Genomic DNA, 16,357 nt, shown 5'->3' with positions numbered 1-16,357 from the left:
CATCAGACGCGGGGGGCCGATGACAAGGGTCGACGGGAAAATTGGTTTAGACCTGTCTGAGGGTGACCGGTCACACCGGACTGCGCAGCTCCTCCGCTGCGCTCCCGTCGTCTTTCACGTCTTCGAACACCTTCCCGGTTCGGCCGAGCAGGTACGACTGTGCCTCGCCCACGTGGAAGTACATCCCGTGCAGCTCCAGCACACCGGCCGCCAGGGCTCGCGCGACCGAGTCGTGCGCCCGTAGATGCTCCAGCTGCTGGACCACGTTGGTCAGGCACAGCTGCTCCACCGCGTCGGCGGGCGCCCGCCCGGCCAGCCGGGGCCGGGCGCGGCGGTCGCCCGCCATCAGGGCCAGGCTCGGCAGCCCGTGCCTGAGCCACCGCCTCAGCGGGGTCTGCGGCTCCCCGGGCTCGGCGGTCAGCAGTGCCTGCATCGCCCCGCACCCGGAGTGCCCGCACACCGTGATGGACCGGACCCCGAGCACGTCCACCGCGTACTCGATCGCGGCCGCCACCGAGTCGTCCCCGTGCTCCTCGCCCGGCGGCGGCACCAGGTTGCCCACGTTGCGGACGACGAACAGGTCGCCGGGACCACTGGAGGTGATCATCGACGTGACGAGCCGGGAGTCGGCACAGGTGAGGAAGAGTTGCGCGGGCCGCTGCCCCTCCCGCGCCAGCCGTGCCAGCTCCGCCCGCACCAGCGGCGCGGTGTTGCGCTGGAACGAGCTGATGCCGCGGGCCAGCTCACGGGCCGCCGGAGCGACGGGGGCCGAGGGGGTTCCGGCGAAGCAGGCCTGGTGGTTGCGCCAGGGCGTCCAGGGCCGGCACCTGCACATCGCGGACGGGGTCGGGTCGGCGGTCGTGACTCCGCTGCGCCGGCCCGCCAGCTCCGCGGAACCGCCCCGCGCGGTGTGGGCGCTCCGCCAGTCCTGCAGTGACTCGTACGCCGCGTGGTCCATGAACGACCCGTCCAACTCCACTACGGCGTGGGCGCCTTGGGGTACGAGATGCAGGGCTCTGCTGAGCCGGGGTACCGCGAGGAACGTCAACTGGCCTCGTACATGGACGTGATGGACTCCTTCCTTCTCCTCGTGCGTGATACGGGTGTGGGCGAGGCGGTGCAGGGCGAGGGCGACCGCCACGGCGACCCCGAGGGCCACGCCCTCCAGGACGCCGAGGAAGACCACGCCGAGTGTGGTGGCGGCGTACACCAGCACTTCGCGGTGGCGGGTCACCGTGCGGATGTGGTGCAGGGACACCATCTGGATGCCGACGGCCATCACCAGGGCGGCGAGTGAGGCGAGCGGGATCTGCTCCAGGAGCGGGACCATCAGCAGCGCGGCGGCTACTACGAAAACGCCGTGCAGCATCGTGGAGTTCCGGCTCACGGCACCTGATCTCACATTCGCCGAACTCCGCACGGCCACCCCCGCGACGGGCAGTCCGCCGAGGGCCCCGGAGACGATGTTGGCGGCGCCCTGGCCGAGCAGCTCGCGGTCGAGGTCCGAGCGCCCGACGCGGGCCTGCGTCCCGGGCCGGCCGGCGACCAGCTTGTCCACGGCGACCGCGCCGAGCAGTGACTGCACGCTGCACACCAGGGTGGTGGTGAGCACGGCCGCGGCGATGCCGGGCAACGGGCCCTCGGGCAGCCCGGCCAGGGCGTGGCTGCTCCAGGACGGCAGGTCGACACGGGGCAGGGCCAGCCCGGTCAGCGCGGCGGTGGCCGTGGCGCCGGCGACGGCGACCAGGGCGGCCGGGACCCTGCGCAGCAGACGGCCGGCGCGGCCGGGGATGCGCGGCCAGGCCAGCAGCAGGGTCAGGGTCAGTGCGCTCATCGACACGGCGGCCGGGTGCAGGTCGGCCAACTGGGCGGGCAGGGCCCACAGGTTGGCGAGGACGGAGCTGTCGGGGCTGCCGCCGAGGACGATGTGCAGCTGGGCCACGGCGATGGTGACGCCGATGCCGGCGAGCATGCCGTGCACCACGGCGGGGCTGACGGCGAGTGCGCCGCGGGCCACGCGCAGGCAGCCGAGGCCCAGTTGGGCGAGCCCGGCGAGGACGGTGATGCCGCAGGTGGCCTGCCAGCCATAGCGGTGGATCAGGTCCGCGGTGACCACCGTCAGTCCGGCGGCGGGGCCGCTGACCTGCAACGGGCTCCCGCCGAGCCGGCCGGCGACGAGTCCGCCGACGGCGGCGGCGACCAGGCCGGCCTGGAGCGGGGCGCCGGTGGCGAGGGCGATACCGAGAGACAGGGGAAGGGCGATCAGGAACACCGCGACGGACGCGGACAGATCGGCGCCCTCGACGAGGAAGCGGCGGCGCGGGGCCGGTGGGGGGCTGTGCGGCGGGTGGGGGTGGTGGGTGCGAAGGGGTGCGCAGGCTGGCATGGTCCCGTCTCCTCCGGGCGGCGCGGTCGCGGACTGGGGGTGCCCCACGAGGCGGGGCTCGCTCGCGGCCATGGGGCCGAGGCGTGCAGCGTGCGGGATGAAATCAACGCTTGGTAAATGAACCGTAATGCGAAGTAAAGGACTTACATAGCTTTTCGGGGCAAATGGCGCATCTGGCCACTCCAGCGAGTGAAGCGAGCATTTCATCGGCTTGTCGTACTAATTCCTTCTCGGCCTCGTGCGACCTTGGCGGCGCTGTCGGCACAACCCGGCACATCACCACAGAACGCCCTCGCCAGCGTTTGTCCGAGAGAAGGAAGAAGGTGGGCGGAACATGGCCGCCAACCAGAGGATCGCCGCCGGCGCCATGGTCGCCGCGGCGTGTGCCGCCTCGCTCGCCGGTTGCGCGAGTTCCAGCGGCTCGAAGGAAGGGTCGTCCGGCCCGCAGAAGGGAGCGCCGGCGCCCAACAGTGTGCTCCGGCTGATCGGCGACGGGTCGACCGCGTTCACCGGTGCGCAACCGCACCTGCCCAGCCCCGAGCGACTGAAGCCCGGTCAAAAGCCCCCGCAGTTCGTGGTGTTCTCCTGGGACGGAGCGGGGGAGGACAGCCAGAAGCTGTTCTCCCACTTCCGCAAGGTCGCCAAGGAGAACCACGCGACGATGACGTACTTCCTCAGCGGCGTGTACATGCTGCCGGAGGAGAAGCGCGACCTCTACCGGCCCCCGCAGCACTCGCCCGGCAGCTCGGAGATCGGCTTCAACGACGAGCAGGGCATCGCCGACACCCTCAAGCAGGTGCGGCTGGCCTGGCTGGAGGGCAACGAGATCGGCACCCACTTCAACGGCCACTTCTGCGGCCCCGACGGCGGGGTCGGCGAGTGGTCGGTGAAGGAGTGGAAGAGCGAGATCGCCCAGGCCAAGGAGTTCGTGAAGACCTGGAAGACCAACACCGCGATGAAGAACGCGGCCCCGCTTCCCTTCGACTACGACAAGGAGCTGATCGGCGCCCGCACCCCCTGCCTGGAAGGGCAGAAGAACTTCATGAAGGCGGCCCGCCAACTGGGCTTCCGCTACGACTCCAGCGGAGTCGACGACCAGGTCTGGCCCAAGAAGAAGGAGGGGCTGTGGGACGTCTCGATGCAGCTGGTCCCCTTCCCGGGGCACACCTATGAGCAACTGACCATGGACTACAACTTCATGGTCAACCAGTCCGGCACAAAGACCCAGGGCGACCCGGACATGTACGACTACTGGGGCGACCAGATGCGCGACGGCCTGCTCAAGGGCTTCTACCGGGCCTACGACGGCAACCGCGCGCCCCTGATCATCGGCAACCACTTCGAGTCCTGGAACGGCGGCACCTACATGCGGGCCGTCGACGAGGTGGTGAAGGAGGTGTGCAACAAGTCCGAGGTGCGCTGCGTCTCCTTCCACCAGCTCGTCGACTGGCTGGACGCCCAGGATCCGCAGACGCTGGCGAAGCTGCGCACCCTGGAGGTGGGCCAGGCGCCCCGGAAGGGCTGGGCGTCCTTCCTCTCCGGCCGCCAGGCTCCGGCGCCGAAGGGCGTCCCCGGGGCGCCCGCGGTCAAGCAGTAGGCGTCAGACGGGAGTCGCCACGCTCTCGCCGAGCACGAACCCGGGGTCGACCTGCGCGGCCAGGTCGACCCCGGTGCGCTCGTTGCCCCACGCCTCGGCGTTCTTCAGGTGGAAGTGCACCATCTGGCGCGTGTAGCGCTCCCAGTCGCGCAGCTCGTACGTGGCGTCGGCGGCGGCCCGGAGGGTGTGCAGGGCACGGGAGTTGGCCTCCTCCAGGAGGTCGAACCGGGGCGGACGGCCCTTTTCCATGGAGCGCACCCAGTCGGAGTGCCCGACCGCCACGAGCAGGTCGTCCCCGACCTCGGCGCGCAGGAAGTCGACGTCGTCCGGTGCCTGGATCTTGTTGCCCACGACCTTCAGGGCGACACCGAAGTCACGGGCGTACTCCTTGTACTGGCGGTAGACCGAGACCCCCTTCCGGGTCGGCTCGGCGACGAGGAACGTCATGTCGAAGCGGGTGAACATGCCGGAGGCGAAGGAGTCCGAGCCCGCGGTCATGTCGACCACGACGTACTCGTCGGGGCCGTCGACGAGGTGGTTCAGGAACAGCTCCACCGCTCCCGTCTTGGAGTGGTAGCAGGCGACCCCCAGGTCGGCGTCCGTGAAGGGGCCGGTGACCATCAAACGGGCGGCGCCGCCGTCGAGTTCCACCGGGCGCGCGCAGGCGTCGTACACCGGGTTGGGCTCCCGCACCTGGACCAGCCGTGAGCCCTCGCCGGGCGGGGTCGTCTTGATCATCGTCGCGGCCGAGGCGATGCGCGGGTTGGAGCCGCGCAGGTGGTCCTTGATCAGCGACAGCCGTTCGCCCATGGCGGGCAGCGCGGCCGCCTCCGCCTCCTCGAGGCCGAGCGCGGGGCCGAGGTGCTGGTTGATGTCCGCGTCGATGGCGACCACCGGGGCGCCGGCGGCCACGAGGTGGCGGATGAAGAGGGAGGAGAGCGTGGTCTTGCCGCTGCCGCCCTTTCCGACGAAAGCAATTTTCATGTTCACCAAGGGTAGTCAGTTGATAGCTGTATGTGTCGGGCGGAGTGAAGAAGACCACTCCTTCGTGGGGCGGGGGGCTCGGGTGCGTAGTGTCGTACTCATGAGTACGACAGGCGCGACCGCCGATCCTCCCCCAAGCTCTCGAATGGGCTCGGACAGGGGGGACCCCCTTGCGGCCCTGGGCTCGCTGCCCGGTGTGGCCGAGTCCGTGGAGTCCGTGCGCAAGGCCGTGGACCGGGTCTACGGGCACCGGGTCATGCGGCGCCGCAGCAACGAGATCACCTCCGAGGCCGCGCTGCGCGGCGCCCGCGGTTCGGCCGCACTGTCCGGCGCCGACTGGGGTCTGGAGGAGGTGCGGCGGCGCACCGACTTCAGCGCCGACGCCGAGGCGCGCGTCATGGGCGCGGCGCTGCGGCTGACGGCCGAGGCGGGCCAGCTGCTGTCCATCTGGCGGCAGTCGCCCCTCAGGGTGCTGGCCCGGCTGCATCTGGTGGCGGCCGCGGACAAGGGTGACGAGGTCGGACGGCCGCGCCAGGCGGGCGAGCCGGTCGACGAGCCGCTGGTCGAGCTGCCGCTGCCGGACGCCCGGGAGGTGTCCGGACGCCTGGAGGGCCTGGCGGACCTGATCATCGCGGGGACTTCCGCGCCCGCGCTGGTGACGGCCGCCGTGGTGCACGGCGAACTGCTCGCGCTGCGGCCCTTCACCTCGCACAACGGCCTGGTGGCGCGCGCGGCCGAGCGGATCGTCCTGATCGGCAGCGGTCTCGACCCGAAGGCGGTGTGCCCGGCCGAGGTGGGCCACGCCGAACTGGGACGTGCCTCCTACCTCGCCGCGCTGGACGGGTATGTCTCCGGCACCCCCGAGGGCATGGCGGCCTGGATCGCCCACTGCGGCCGGGCGGTCGAGCTGGGTGTGCGTGAGTCCACCGCGGTGTGCGAGGCGCTGCAGCGCGGGGCGGCCTGAGAAATCCTCCCGGACACGGGTTGCGGCGGTACGAGTCCTCGTACCGCCGCTGGCATGTTCACCCGGTTACCAGGCGTCCTCGATATGTCGCCCATCAGGTCGGGAACTTTGCCCGTCACCTGGTGTGGCTGGCCCGTAATCGACGGGTCGACGTCGCGTGGGTGCCCAGTGCTCATGCAGAGGTCCGTGGGGCCATGTGCGTAGCGTCAGGGAATCCTCTCGGATGGCCTTGGTCTCGCGGGCCTAAATCCTTTCTACTGCAAGCAGGGAGCAAGTGGAACCCTCGCCTGCACTTCTTTACTTTCGGTATCAAACAGGGCGAATGGTCAGGATGCGACGCCGCGGCGTCGGCTGGCGTACCAGACGAGGCCGGCGGTGGCGGCCGCCGCTCCTATGGCCGCCGCCGCGACCAGGGCCGGGCGGGGCGGGACGGAGAACGCGGGCAGTCGCTGCTTGAGCCGGACCGGACGGCGGAACTCCAGGACCGGCCATCCGCGCGCGACGGCCTCGCGGCGCAGCGCGCGGTCCGGGTTCACGGCGTGCGCGTACCCGACCGCCTGGAGCATCGGCAGATCGGTCACCGAGTCGCTGTAGGCGTAGCAGCGGTCGAGGTCGTACCCCTCCGACGCGGCCAGTTCCCTGATCGCCTCGGCCTTGGTCGGGCCGTAGGCGTAGTACTCCACCTCGCCGGTGAAGCAGCCGTCGTCGCCGACGACCATGCGCGTGGCCACCACCCGGTCGGCGCCCAGCAGCTCGCCGACCGGCTCGACCACCTCGGCGCCCGAGGTGGACACGATGACGACGTCGCGACCGGCCGTGTGGTGCTCCTCGATGAGGGAGGCGGCCTCGTCGTAGATGATCGGGTCGATCAGGTCGTGCAGGGTCTCGGCGACGATCTCCTTCACCTGCTGGACGTTCCAGCCGCGGCACAGTGCGGACAGATACTCGCGCATGCGCTCCATCTGATCGTGGTCGAGGCCGCCGACCAGGAAGAGGAACTGGGCGTATGCGGTACGCAGTGCGGCCCTGCGGTTGATCAGACCACCCTGGTAGAACGACTTGCTGAAGGTGAGCGTGCTCGACTTCGCAATGACCGTCTTGTCCAGGTCAAAGAAGGCTGCCGCGCGGGGCAAGGAGTGGTTTTCCACGACCCTGAGCATAGGCGCCCACCATTCGGCGTAAGGTGGGGCGCGTGGGTTTGCCTGAGAGGGCTCTCGGGTACACCATGGAAGTCACGGATCGTTCGCGACCGTGCTAACCCGGTCCGACTCCTCCCCCCCCGAGTCGGCCGTGGGGACGACCCCCGCTCTCCCCCCCGGCGGGGGTCGTCGCATGTCCGGGCGGGTTTTCTTTCTTCTTCAACGGTCGTGAGGCCGGTGGCGGGCGGCCTGAGCCGCCCTTCGCCATGCCGCGTTCCGTTACTCAGGGTAATCACAGCGCTGCTCTGCGGAAGTTACACAGGGGTCAGTACAGGGGTCACCGGTATGGGTGACGGCGATATTCACAACCGCTGAGTTGTCCACGGTTTTTGACCAAGATCCACACGATTTCCCGGTTCGTTGCACCGTGATTCCTGCGCGCTCCGACCGTGGCGAGTTCATGGCCGGTTCTGATTGCCGGGGTGCGTATGGCCGGTTCCTATCGGCCGTTCATATGGAGGCCGGTTGCCGGTTCTTCACATCTTTGGGAATCGCGAGGCCGCAGAGGCTGCGCGGAAGACACAGCGAAGGGGGACCACGCGTGACCGGAACCGTCACCCACGACCCGCAGCCCGCCACCGGGGGCCGGCCGGGACGGCCGCTCATCGTCACCGAGGACGCCGAACTGCTCGACGATCTGCTGCGCCTGTGCGCGGCCGCGGGCGCCACACCGGAGGTCCACCCCGGTGTGCCGGACCACGGCGGTGGCTGGGAAGCGGCCCCGCTCGTCCTGGTCGGGGACGATGCCGCCCGCCGGGTGCGCGGGACCGCGCGCCGACGCGGTGTGGTGCTGGTCGGCCGCGACCAGGACGACTCCGGAGTGTGGAAAAGGGCCGTACAGATCGGCGCCGACCACGTCCTGATGCTGCCCGACGGCGAGCAGTGGCTGGTCGACCGGATCGCCGACGTCGCCGAAGGGGTCGGCCGCCCGGCCCTCACCGTCGGGGTCATCGGCGGCCGGGGCGGGGCCGGCGCCTCCACGCTCGCCTGCGCGCTCGCCGTCACCTCCGCGCGCGAGGGACTGCGCACACTCCTCGTGGACGCCGATCCGCTGGGTGGCGGACTCGATGTACTCCTCGGCGGTGAGAGCGCCGAGGGGCTGCGCTGGCCCGCCTTCGCCGCCTCGCGCGGCCGGGTCGGCGGCGGCGCCCTGGAGGAGTCGCTGCCCGAACTGCACTCCCTGCGGGTGCTCAGCTGGGACCGCGGCGACTGCGTCGCGATCCCGCCCCAGGCCGTGCGCGCGGTGCTCGCCGCCGCCCGGCGGCGCGGCGGCACGGTCGTGGTCGACCTACCGCGCCGCCTGGACGACGGAGTCGCCGAAGCCCTCGCCCAACTCGACCTGGCGCTCCTGGTCGTCCCGGCCGAACTGCGCGCGGTCGCGGCCGCGGGCCGGGTGGCCTCGGCGGTCGGCATGGTCGTCCGGGACCTGCGCCTGGCGGTCCGCGGGCCGTACGCGCCCGGCCTGGACGACCGCGAGGTGGCCCGGCTGCTCGGGCTGCCCCTGGCCGGCGAGGTGCCCGTCGAACCGGCGCTGCTGCGCCCCCGGGGTGCCGCGAAACCGCCGGGCGCGACCGGACGCGGCCCCCTGGCCCGCTTCTGCACCACCTTCTGGGAGCAGGCGCTGGTCGAGGCGGGAGGCGCACGATGACGCTCCCCGGTCTTGACCGGGCCGACGGCGCGGCCCTGCTCGACGGCGTCCGCCGCCGGCTGGCCGAGAGCGGCGCCGAACCCACCCCCGCGCGCGTGGCCCAGGCACTGCGCGAACAGGGCCGGGTGCTGGGCGACGCCGAAGTCCTCGGCGCAGCCGAGCAGTTACGGTCCGAGCTCGTCGGCACCGGCCCCCTGGAGCCGCTGCTCGCCGACCCGAACGTCACCGACGTCCTGGTGTCCGCACCGGACCGGGTGTGGGTGGACCGCGGCGGCGGCCTGGAGCGGGCCCCGGTGACCTTCCCCGATGCGGCGGCCGTACGACGCCTCGCGCAGCGGCTGGCCGCCGTGGCCGGACGCCGGCTGGACGACGCGCGGCCCTGGGCGGACGCCCGGCTGCCCGACGGAACCCGGCTCCACGCGGTGCTGCCGCCGGTGGCCGTCGGCTGCACGTGCCTGTCGCTGCGGGTCGTACGCCCCCGGGCGTTCACCCTCGAGGAACTGGTGGGGGCGGGCACCGTGCCGCCCGGCGGGGACCGGGTCCTGCGGGCGCTGCTGGCGGCCCGGCTGTCCTTCCTCGTCAGCGGCGGCACCGGCAGCGGCAAGACGACCCTGCTGAGCGCCCTGCTCGGCCTCGTCGGGCCCGGCGAACGGATCGTGCTCGCCGAGGACTCGGCCGAGCTGAGACCGGAACACCCGCACGTCGTACGGCTGGAGACCCGGCCGGCGAACCAGGAGGGTGCCGGCCTGGTCACTTTGGAGGACCTCGTCCGTCAGGCGCTGCGGATGCGACCCGACCGGCTGGTCGTGGGCGAGGTGCGCGGCCCCGAGGTGGTGCACCTGCTGGCCGCGCTCAACACCGGCCACGAGGGCGGCTGCGGCACCGTGCACGCCAACACGGCCACCGACGTACCGGCCCGCCTGGAGGCGCTCGGAACCGCGGCCGGGCTCGACCGGGCCGCGCTGCACAGCCAGTTGGCGGCCGCGCTGTCGGTGGTGCTCCACCTCGTACGGGACCGGTCCGGGCGGCGCCGGATCGCCGAGGTGCACGTGTTGGAGCGGGATGCCTCGGGGCTGGTGCGGACGGTGCCGGCACTGCGGTGGGGTGCGCGGGCCTTCGACCGGGAGCGCGGCTGGGAGCGGCTGCGGGAGCTGCTGCGCGGTGAGTTCGGGAGTGAGAGGGGCGACGGAAGTGAGCACTGAGATGGCCATGAGTGCGGCAGCGGCCTGCGTCGGGGCGGCGGCCTGGCTGCTGGGCGGGCGGCACTACGGGGTGCGGCGGGCGCGGCTGCTGCTGGCCGGCGGCGGAGTGGTGGCGACCGGGCCGCCCACCTGGGAGCAAGCCGTGGCCGAACTGCGGCGACTGCACGGGAGGTTGGGCGCCGAGTGGTGGTCGCTCGCGGCCGGGCTGCTGCTCGCTGTGCTGGGTTCCTCGGTGATTCCGGCCGTCGCGGGGGCGGCCGGGGTACCGGTGCTGCGCCGGATGCGGCTGGCCCGGCAGGCCGGGCGGGCCCGGGAGGGGCGCGCTGATGCGGTGATCGGCCTGTGCGGGGCGCTCGCCGGGGAGGTGCGTGCGGGACGGCAACCCGCTGAGGCACTGCTGCGGGCCGCGCGGGACTCCGGCGGGCTGGGGGACGCGCAGGCCGCCGTGGTCGCGGCGGCGCGGTTCGGCGGGGACGTGCCGGGCGCACTGGCCGTCGCGGCCCGCAGGCCGGGCGCCGAAGGGCTGCTGGGGCTCGCCGCCTGCTGGCGGGTGGCCGTGGACCAGGGCGCCGGACTCGCCGCCGGACTCGACCGGCTGGACGCGGCCCTGCGCGCCGAACGGGACCAGCGGGCCGACCTGCGAGCCCAGCTGGCGGGCGCCCGGGCGACGGCACTCCTGCTCGCCGCACTGCCCGCCCTCGGGCTGCTCCTCGGTTCGGCCATGGGCGCCGACCCGCTGCGGGTGCTGCTGCACAGCGGGGCCGGGCTGGGCTGCCTGGTGGCCGGGGCGGTGTTCGAGGGGGCCGGGATGTGGTGGGCGGCGCGGATCGTACGGGGAGCTGAGGCGGTATGAGCGGGGACGTCGTCCACAGGCTGGGGACGGGCACGGCCGCCCTGCTGGCCCTCGGCTGGGCGGTCCGGCGGTTGGACATGACCCGGCGCAGGCGGCGGGCGCGGCGCCGGGTGGCCGAACTTCTGGCCCTGGAGACGGCCGAGTCCGGGCCGTCCTTCGAGATCGGTGCGGCGGTCCGCCGGTGGCTGCCCGTGGCCGGAGCGGTGTGCGGTGCATGGGTGCTGGTCGGCGGGGTCGCCGGTGCGGTCGTGGGGCTCGGCGTCGCCGCGGGGCTGTGGCGATGGCGGCGCCGGCAGCCGCAGCAGGCCCCGGTGGAGGAGATCGACACGGGCCTGGCGGCCCGCCAACTCCCGCTCGCCGCCGATCTGCTGGCGGCCTGCATCGGGGCCGGCGCCGGTCCGGTGATCGCCGCGCAGGCGGTGGGGGAGGCCCTCGGCGGACCCGTCGGGGACGCGCTGGCGCGGGGTGCGGCGGAGGTGCGGCTGGGTGGCGAACCGGCCGATGCCTGGCGACGGTTGGCCGCGCTGCCCGGCGCCGGCGCGCTGGCCCGGCTGCTGGAGCAGGCCGACGAGTCGGGGCTGCCCGCGGCGGCTCCCGTCGCCCGCCTCGCCTCGGACGCGCGTGGGGAGTGGGCTCGCGACGCCACGGCCCGGGCGCGTCGGGCGGCCGTCATGGTCTCCGCGCCGGTGGGGCTGTGCTTCCTGCCCGCGTTCGTCGCGATCGGTGTGCTGCCCGTGGTGATCGGGCTGGCGGGCGGAGTGGTGGGAGGAGGTGGGGGCTGACGGGTGGCGCAGGTTGCAGGTGAGTCGGACATCGGACAACAGAGCTGGAACGAAGGGAGTTTGAGGTGCGGAACCTCAAGGTGCGGGACAGGGCCGTGAGGCTGTGGGTGCGTCTGCGGGAGCGGTGCCGCGGGGACGCGGGAATGGTGACCTCCGAGTACGCGATGGGGATCGTCGCGGCGGTCGGGTTCGCGTTGCTGCTCTACGAGGTCGTCACCAGCGGCCAGGTCAAGGCGGAGTTGCAGGCCATCGTGAAACGAGCCCTCAGTGCGCGGATGTGAGCGAGGGGCGGACCGGGGGTTCGTGACCGCGGAGTCGGCCATTGTGCTGTGCGTGCTGGTGGCGTTCACCATGGCGCTGGTCTGGGCGTTGCTCGTGGTGGCGGCGCAGATCCAGTGCGTGGACGCCGCCCGCACGGGCGCCCGGGCCGCCGCCCGGCAGGACCCGCCCGGCGCGGTGGTGGAGGTGACCCAGGAGGCTGCCCCGCGTGGGGCACGGGTGACGGTCGGCCGGGAGGGCGACCAGGTCCACGTGACGGTGGTGGCCAAGCCGCCGCTGCTGACCGGCTTGCCGTTCGAGGTACGGGAGGAGGCCGTGGCGGCGGCGGAGGACACGGTCGGAGCGGGCCCGGGTACGGCCGCAGGCACCGGGGAGGTGGGGCCGTGAAGGGCTGGCCCGGACTCGGGGATCGGGGAGGAGGGGGCGTGAAGGGCCACCCTGGCCGCGGGGACCCAGGAGGTGGAGCCGTGAGGCGCCGGCCCCGCGATGGCCGTGTGGACCCTGACGCCGAGGCCGTGGATCACTGTTCCGGCCGTGAGGACCTCGGAGGCAGGAGCCTGAAGCGCCGTCGGCAGGGCCTTTCGGGCTCGGATCGGGGGTCCGCCACCATCTGGAGCCTCGGGGCGATTGCCGTGCTCTGTGTGGTCTTCGGTGCTGTGCTCGCGCTCGGGCAGGCCGTTGTCGTGCGGCATCGGGCGGCGGGCGGTGCGGATCTGGCGGCGCTCGCGGCGGCGGACCATTGGGCCGAGGGCGGTGCGGAGGCCTGTGCCCGGGCGGAGCGGGTGGCGGCCGCTCAGGGGGCCCGGTTGGTGCGGTGCGCGATCGCGGGCGAGACCTCGGACGTGACGGCGGCGTCGGGACGGGGGCCGTTCGCGGCGGAGGTCAGGGCCAGAGCGGGGCCGGCGGGACCGGTGCCGCCAGGGCCGGTGCCGTCCGCCGTGCCGGGTGAGGCAGCCGCCCCGGACGCCGCACCTCTCAGCCCTCGTCCGGCTTCTCCTCCGGCGCCCCCCGCAACAGCACGGTGAGGAGCCGTACGGCCCCCCTCTTGTGCAGCGGATCGTTGCCGTTGCCGCACTTGGGGGACTGGATGCAGGACGGGCAGCCGGAGTCGCACTCGCAGGCTGCGATGGCCTCCCGAGTGGCGGCGAGCCAGTCGCGGGCGGTGTGGAAGGCGCGCTCGGCGAAGCCCGCTCCGCCGGGGTGGCCGTCGTAGACGAAGACCGTGGGCAGGAGCGTGTCGGGGTGGAGCGGCACCGACACGCCGCCGATGTCCCAGCGGTCGCAGGTCGCGAAGAGGGGCAGCAGGCCGATCGAGGCATGCTCGGCGGCGTGCAGGGAGCCGCCGAGGATCTCCGGGTTGATCCGGGCCTCGTCCAACTGGTCCTCGGTGACCGTCCACCACACCGCGCGCGTGCGCAGCGTACGAGGAGGGAGGTCGAGTTTCGTCTCGCCCAGCACTTCGCCCGTGATGAGTCGTCTGCGGAGGAAGGAGACCACCTGGTTGGTGACTTCGACGGAGCCGTAGCAGAGGCGGCCGGAGCCCCAGGGCACCTCGATGTCCGTCTCCAGGACGGAGATGGACGTGGTGTCGCGGGCGACCGTCGAGTACGGCGGGTCGGCCTGCTCGACCAGGGCGACCGAGGCCTCCAGGTCGAGGGCGCGGACGAGGTAGGTGCGGCCCTGGTGCAGGTGCACGGCGCCCTCGTGGACCGTGGAGTGGGCGGCGCCCGCGTCCACCGTGCCGAGCAGGCGTCCCGTGCCCTCCTCCACGACCTGCACGGGCCGCCCGCCCGCGCCCCGGATGTCGGTCAGGTCGGCGGCCCGTTCCCGGCGCGTCCAGTGCCAGGCCTTCGTCCGGCGGCGCAGCAGCTTCGCGGCCTCCAGCTGCGGCAGCAGCTCTTCGCACGCGGGGCCGAAGAGGTCCAGGTCCTCCTCGGTCAGCGGGATCTCCGCGGCGGCGGCGCACAGGTGCGGGGCGAGGACGTAGGGGTTGTCGGGGTCGAGGACCGTGGATTCGACCGGTTGGTCGAACAGCGCCTCGGGGTGGTGGACGAGGAAGGTGTCCAGCGGGTCGTCGCGGGCCACCAGCACCGCCAGGGCGCCCTGCCCGGAACGGCCCGCGCGGCCTGCCTGCTGCCACAGGGAGGCGCGCGTGCCCGGGTACCCGGCGATCACCACCGCGTCCAGGCCGGAGACGTCCACGCCCAGCTCCAGGGCCGTCGTGGCGGCGAGGCCGAGGAGTTCCCCGGAGTGCAGGGCGCGTTCCAGGGCGCGGCGCTCCTCGGGGAGGTAGCCGCCGCGGTAGGCCGCGACACGCCGGACCAGGGAGCGGTCCACCTCGGCGAGCCGTTCCTGGGCGATCACCGAGATCAGCTCGGCGCCGCGCCGGGAGCGCACGAAGGCGACCGAGCGCACGCCCTGCACGGTGAGATCGGTGAGCAGGTCGGCGGTCTCGGCGGTGGCGGTACGCCGGACGGGTGCACCCTTCTCGCCGTGCAGTTCGGTGAGCGGGGGCTCCCAGAGGGCGAAGACGAGTTCCCCGCGCGGGGAGGCGTCGTCGGCGACCTCGACCACCGGCAGGCCGGTCAGCCGGCGGGCGGCGACGGCGGGCTCGGCGGCGGTCGCGGAGGCCAGCAGGAAGACGGGCGAGGCGCCGTAGCGGGCGCACAGCCGGCGCAGACGGCGCAACACCTGGGCGACGTGCGACCCGAAGACGCCCCGGTAGGTGTGGCACTCGTCGATGACGACGTACTTGAGCGACTTCAGGAAGGAGGACCAGCGGGGGTGGGACGGCAATATGCCCCGGTGCAGCATGTCGGGGTTGGTCAGGACGTAGTTGGCGTACTGGCGGATCCACTCGCGTTCCTCGAACGGCGTGTCGCCGTCGTACACGGCCGGGCGTACCGAAGTGCCCAGCGGTTGTGAAAGTTCCTTCACCGACCGGCACTGGTCCGCCGCCAGCGCCTTGGTGGGCGCGAGGTAGAGGGTGGTGGCGCCACGGCCGTTGGGGGCCTCGGAGCCGTCCAGGAGGGCGGACAGAGCGGGCACGAGGTAGGCGAGGGACTTGCCGGAGGCGGTGCCGGTGGCGACGACCACCGAATCGCCGTCCAGGGCGTGCTCGGCGGCCAGCGCCTGGTGGGCCCAGGGGTGCTCGATGCCGCACGCCTGCACGGCCGCAATCACTTCCGAGCGAATTCGATCAGGCCAGACGGCATGCCGACCCGCGCGCGGGGGCAAGTGCTCCGTATGAGTGATGCGCGCGGAGCGGCTCGGCCCGGAGGCGAGCCGGTCCAGGACGGTGCCCGGAGACGGGCGGGACGCCGGGTCCGCCAGGGGTCGATCGGATCGGTGATTCTTGGCCATCGGCACCGAGTGTGTCACTGGCGTAGCGGACAATGGAGCCAAGGCGTCGTGCACGCCTGCCGGTAAGTGATTGAATGCCATCGCGGCTGGCGTTGCGTCCCGGGGGCCGCAAGCCGAGGTGTCCCGAGGGGCGACCGCTCGATAGCAAGGTGCTGGAGGATCCGTGGACCTGTCCCTGTCGACCCGTACCGTCGGCGATCGTACGGTCGTCGAGGTCGGTGGCGAAATCGATGTATACACCGCGCCCAAGCTGCGCGAGCAGCTGGTCGAGCTGGTGAACGACGGGAATTTCCACCTCGTCGTCGACATGGAGGGCGTGGACTTCCTCGACTCCACCGGGCTCGGCGTGCTGGTTGGCGGCCTGAAGCGGGTGCGTGCCCATGAGGGCTCGCTGCGCCTGGTCTGCAACCAGGAGCGCATTCTGAAGATCTTCCGCATCACCGGCCTCACCAAGGTGTTCCCGATCCACACCTCGGTCGAGGAAGCGGTGGCGGCCACCGACTGAGACCGGGCCGATCGCCGGGTCCGGACCGCCCATCGGTCCGGACGCCGGTCGGTCCCGCTCCGGGCCGGTGTGTCCGGGGCCCAGAAGTTCATCAGGGGGTGTGGGCTCTCGGCGCCCCGCCCCCGGATCGCACGCCCGTCGCGAGGGGGATGCATGGCCACCGTCGAACTCCGCTTCAGCGCGCTGCCCGAGCACGTCCGTACCGCCCGACTGGTGGCGGCCGCGGTGGCGCGCAGGGCCGGAGTGGACGAGGCCGTCCTGGACGAGGTCCGGCTCGCCGTCGGTGAGGCCTGCTCGCGTGCTGTCGGACTGCACCAGAGCAATGCCATCACGGCACCCGTGAAGGTCGCGCTGATCGAGGAGGAGAAACAGTTCTCCATCGAGGTCGGCGACGAGGCCCCGCATGCCGCCCCCGCCGAGCGGGTGGCCGGCGGTGCCGCCGCGGACGCGGACGTGGAGGCGGAGGAGGACGAGATGGGCCTCGCCGTCATCAGCGGCCTCGTGGACGACGTGGAGGTCACCACGGGCGAGAACGGTGGGCTGATCCGTATGAGCTGGCCCACTGCCCCGCCGGCCGTGGCACTCGCCTGAACCA

Annotated in this window: 15 protein-coding genes; 11 read left to right on the top strand and 4 right to left on the bottom strand. The window is 72.7% G+C overall.

Features of this window, described 5'->3' with window-relative positions; translation table 11 throughout:
• Positions 1-70 precede the first annotated feature (70 nt).
• Positions 71-2,386, bottom strand: coding sequence for a SulP family inorganic anion transporter (locus ACIF83_RS37520; protein WP_399733943.1), 2,316 nt, complete (start codon positions 2,384-2,386; stop codon positions 71-73).
• A gap of 334 nt (positions 2,387-2,720) precedes the next feature.
• Between ACIF83_RS37520 and ACIF83_RS37515 the strand changes: the two genes are divergently transcribed.
• Positions 2,721-3,983: a hypothetical protein gene (locus ACIF83_RS37515; protein WP_398141518.1), complete on the top strand. Its 1,263-nt coding sequence runs from the start codon at positions 2,721-2,723 to the stop codon at positions 3,981-3,983.
• A gap of 3 nt (positions 3,984-3,986) precedes the next feature.
• Here ACIF83_RS37515 and ACIF83_RS37510 read toward each other — a convergent pair whose 3' ends face one another.
• Positions 3,987-4,967, bottom strand: a complete 981-nt coding sequence (locus ACIF83_RS37510) for an ATP-binding protein (RefSeq protein WP_393484682.1) — start codon at positions 4,965-4,967, stop codon at positions 3,987-3,989.
• A 100-nt stretch (positions 4,968-5,067) separates the two neighbouring features.
• Here ACIF83_RS37510 and ACIF83_RS37505 point away from each other — a divergent pair, with 100 nt between their 5' ends.
• Complete coding sequence (locus ACIF83_RS37505) at positions 5,068-5,931, top strand: oxidoreductase (protein WP_399733939.1); 864 nt, start codon at positions 5,068-5,070, stop codon at positions 5,929-5,931.
• 326 nt (positions 5,932-6,257) lie between these two features.
• On the opposite strand, the gene ACIF83_RS37500 is transcribed toward ACIF83_RS37505, so the two are convergent.
• Complete coding sequence (locus tag ACIF83_RS37500; RefSeq protein ID WP_393484684.1) at positions 6,258-7,091, bottom strand: HAD family hydrolase; 834 nt, start codon at positions 7,089-7,091, stop codon at positions 6,258-6,260.
• A 580-nt stretch (positions 7,092-7,671) separates the two neighbouring features.
• Between ACIF83_RS37500 and ssd the strand changes: the two genes are divergently transcribed.
• The 7 genes from ssd (at position 7,672) to ACIF83_RS37465 (ending at position 12,919) form a co-directional block, all read left to right on the top strand.
• Positions 7,672-8,778 (top strand): septum site-determining protein Ssd, encoded by a 1,107-nt coding sequence (gene ssd / locus ACIF83_RS37495; RefSeq protein WP_393484685.1) that lies wholly within the window; start codon positions 7,672-7,674, stop codon positions 8,776-8,778.
• Complete coding sequence (locus ACIF83_RS37490) at positions 8,775-9,980, top strand: TadA family conjugal transfer-associated ATPase (protein ID WP_398141515.1); 1,206 nt, start codon at positions 8,775-8,777, stop codon at positions 9,978-9,980. Before ssd ends, ACIF83_RS37490 begins: the two co-directional genes overlap by 4 nt.
• Positions 9,981-9,987: 7 nt before the next feature.
• Complete coding sequence (locus ACIF83_RS37485; RefSeq protein WP_399734221.1) at positions 9,988-10,833, top strand: type II secretion system F family protein; 846 nt, start codon at positions 9,988-9,990, stop codon at positions 10,831-10,833.
• Positions 10,830-11,615, top strand: a complete 786-nt coding sequence (locus tag ACIF83_RS37480) for a type II secretion system F family protein (RefSeq protein ID WP_393484694.1) — start codon at positions 10,830-10,832, stop codon at positions 11,613-11,615. The genes ACIF83_RS37485 and ACIF83_RS37480 overlap by 4 nt, the downstream gene beginning before the upstream one ends.
• Before the next feature lie 65 nt (positions 11,616-11,680).
• The gene (locus ACIF83_RS37475; RefSeq protein ID WP_393484695.1) at positions 11,681-11,896 is read left to right on the top strand and encodes a DUF4244 domain-containing protein; all 216 of its coding nucleotides are present in this window, start codon (positions 11,681-11,683) and stop codon (positions 11,894-11,896) included.
• A gap of 22 nt (positions 11,897-11,918) precedes the next feature.
• Positions 11,919-12,281 (top strand): TadE family type IV pilus minor pilin, encoded by a 363-nt coding sequence (locus tag ACIF83_RS37470; RefSeq protein ID WP_399733933.1) that lies wholly within the window; start codon positions 11,919-11,921, stop codon positions 12,279-12,281.
• Positions 12,278-12,919, top strand: coding sequence for an Rv3654c family TadE-like protein (locus ACIF83_RS37465; RefSeq protein ID WP_399733931.1), 642 nt, complete (start codon positions 12,278-12,280; stop codon positions 12,917-12,919). The genes ACIF83_RS37470 and ACIF83_RS37465 overlap by 4 nt, the downstream gene beginning before the upstream one ends.
• On the opposite strand, the gene ACIF83_RS37460 is transcribed toward ACIF83_RS37465, so the two are convergent.
• Positions 12,870-15,338 (bottom strand): DEAD/DEAH box helicase, encoded by a 2,469-nt coding sequence (locus ACIF83_RS37460; RefSeq protein ID WP_398141511.1) that lies wholly within the window; start codon positions 15,336-15,338, stop codon positions 12,870-12,872. The genes ACIF83_RS37465 and ACIF83_RS37460 overlap by 50 nt on opposite strands.
• Positions 15,339-15,420: 82 nt before the next feature.
• Between ACIF83_RS37460 and bldG the strand changes: the two genes are divergently transcribed.
• A complete protein-coding gene (gene bldG, locus ACIF83_RS37455) occupies positions 15,421-15,762 on the top strand; it encodes an anti-sigma factor antagonist BldG (RefSeq protein WP_010986038.1) in 342 nt (113 codons plus the stop codon).
• A gap of 153 nt (positions 15,763-15,915) precedes the next feature.
• On the top strand, positions 15,916-16,353 hold the full coding sequence (locus tag ACIF83_RS37450; RefSeq protein ID WP_393484699.1) for an ATP-binding protein: 438 nt from the start codon (positions 15,916-15,918) through the stop codon (positions 16,351-16,353).
• Positions 16,354-16,357: the final 4 nt, after the last annotated feature.

Source organism: Streptomyces sp. NPDC085866, assembly GCF_044541035.1.
Lineage (GTDB): Bacteria > Actinomycetota > Actinomycetes > Streptomycetales > Streptomycetaceae > Streptomyces.
Note: the sequence above shows the minus strand (reverse complement) of the source record. Positions and strands in the feature narration are given on the sequence as shown.

Excerpts from the sequence above, each read along its gene's own strand:
- ACIF83_RS37520 (WP_399733943.1), bottom strand. The coding sequence starts at position 2,386 with ATGCCAGCCTGCGCACCCCTTCGCACCCACCACCCCCACCCGCCGCAC.
- ACIF83_RS37515 (WP_398141518.1), top strand. The coding sequence starts at position 2,721 with ATGGCCGCCAACCAGAGGATCGCCGCCGGCGCCATGGTCGCCGCGGCG.
- ACIF83_RS37510 (WP_393484682.1), bottom strand. The coding sequence starts at position 4,967 with ATGAAAATTGCTTTCGTCGGAAAGGGCGGCAGCGGCAAGACCACGCTC.
- ACIF83_RS37505 (WP_399733939.1), top strand. The coding sequence starts at position 5,068 with ATGAGTACGACAGGCGCGACCGCCGATCCTCCCCCAAGCTCTCGAATG.
- ACIF83_RS37500 (WP_393484684.1), bottom strand. The coding sequence starts at position 7,091 with ATGCTCAGGGTCGTGGAAAACCACTCCTTGCCCCGCGCGGCAGCCTTC.
- ACIF83_RS37490 (WP_398141515.1), top strand. The coding sequence starts at position 8,775 with ATGACGCTCCCCGGTCTTGACCGGGCCGACGGCGCGGCCCTGCTCGAC.
- ACIF83_RS37485 (WP_399734221.1), top strand. The coding sequence starts at position 9,988 with ATGAGTGCGGCAGCGGCCTGCGTCGGGGCGGCGGCCTGGCTGCTGGGC.
- ACIF83_RS37480 (WP_393484694.1), top strand. The coding sequence starts at position 10,830 with ATGAGCGGGGACGTCGTCCACAGGCTGGGGACGGGCACGGCCGCCCTG.
- ACIF83_RS37460 (WP_398141511.1), bottom strand. The coding sequence starts at position 15,338 with ATGGCATTCAATCACTTACCGGCAGGCGTGCACGACGCCTTGGCTCCA.
- ACIF83_RS37450 (WP_393484699.1), top strand. The coding sequence starts at position 15,916 with ATGGCCACCGTCGAACTCCGCTTCAGCGCGCTGCCCGAGCACGTCCGT.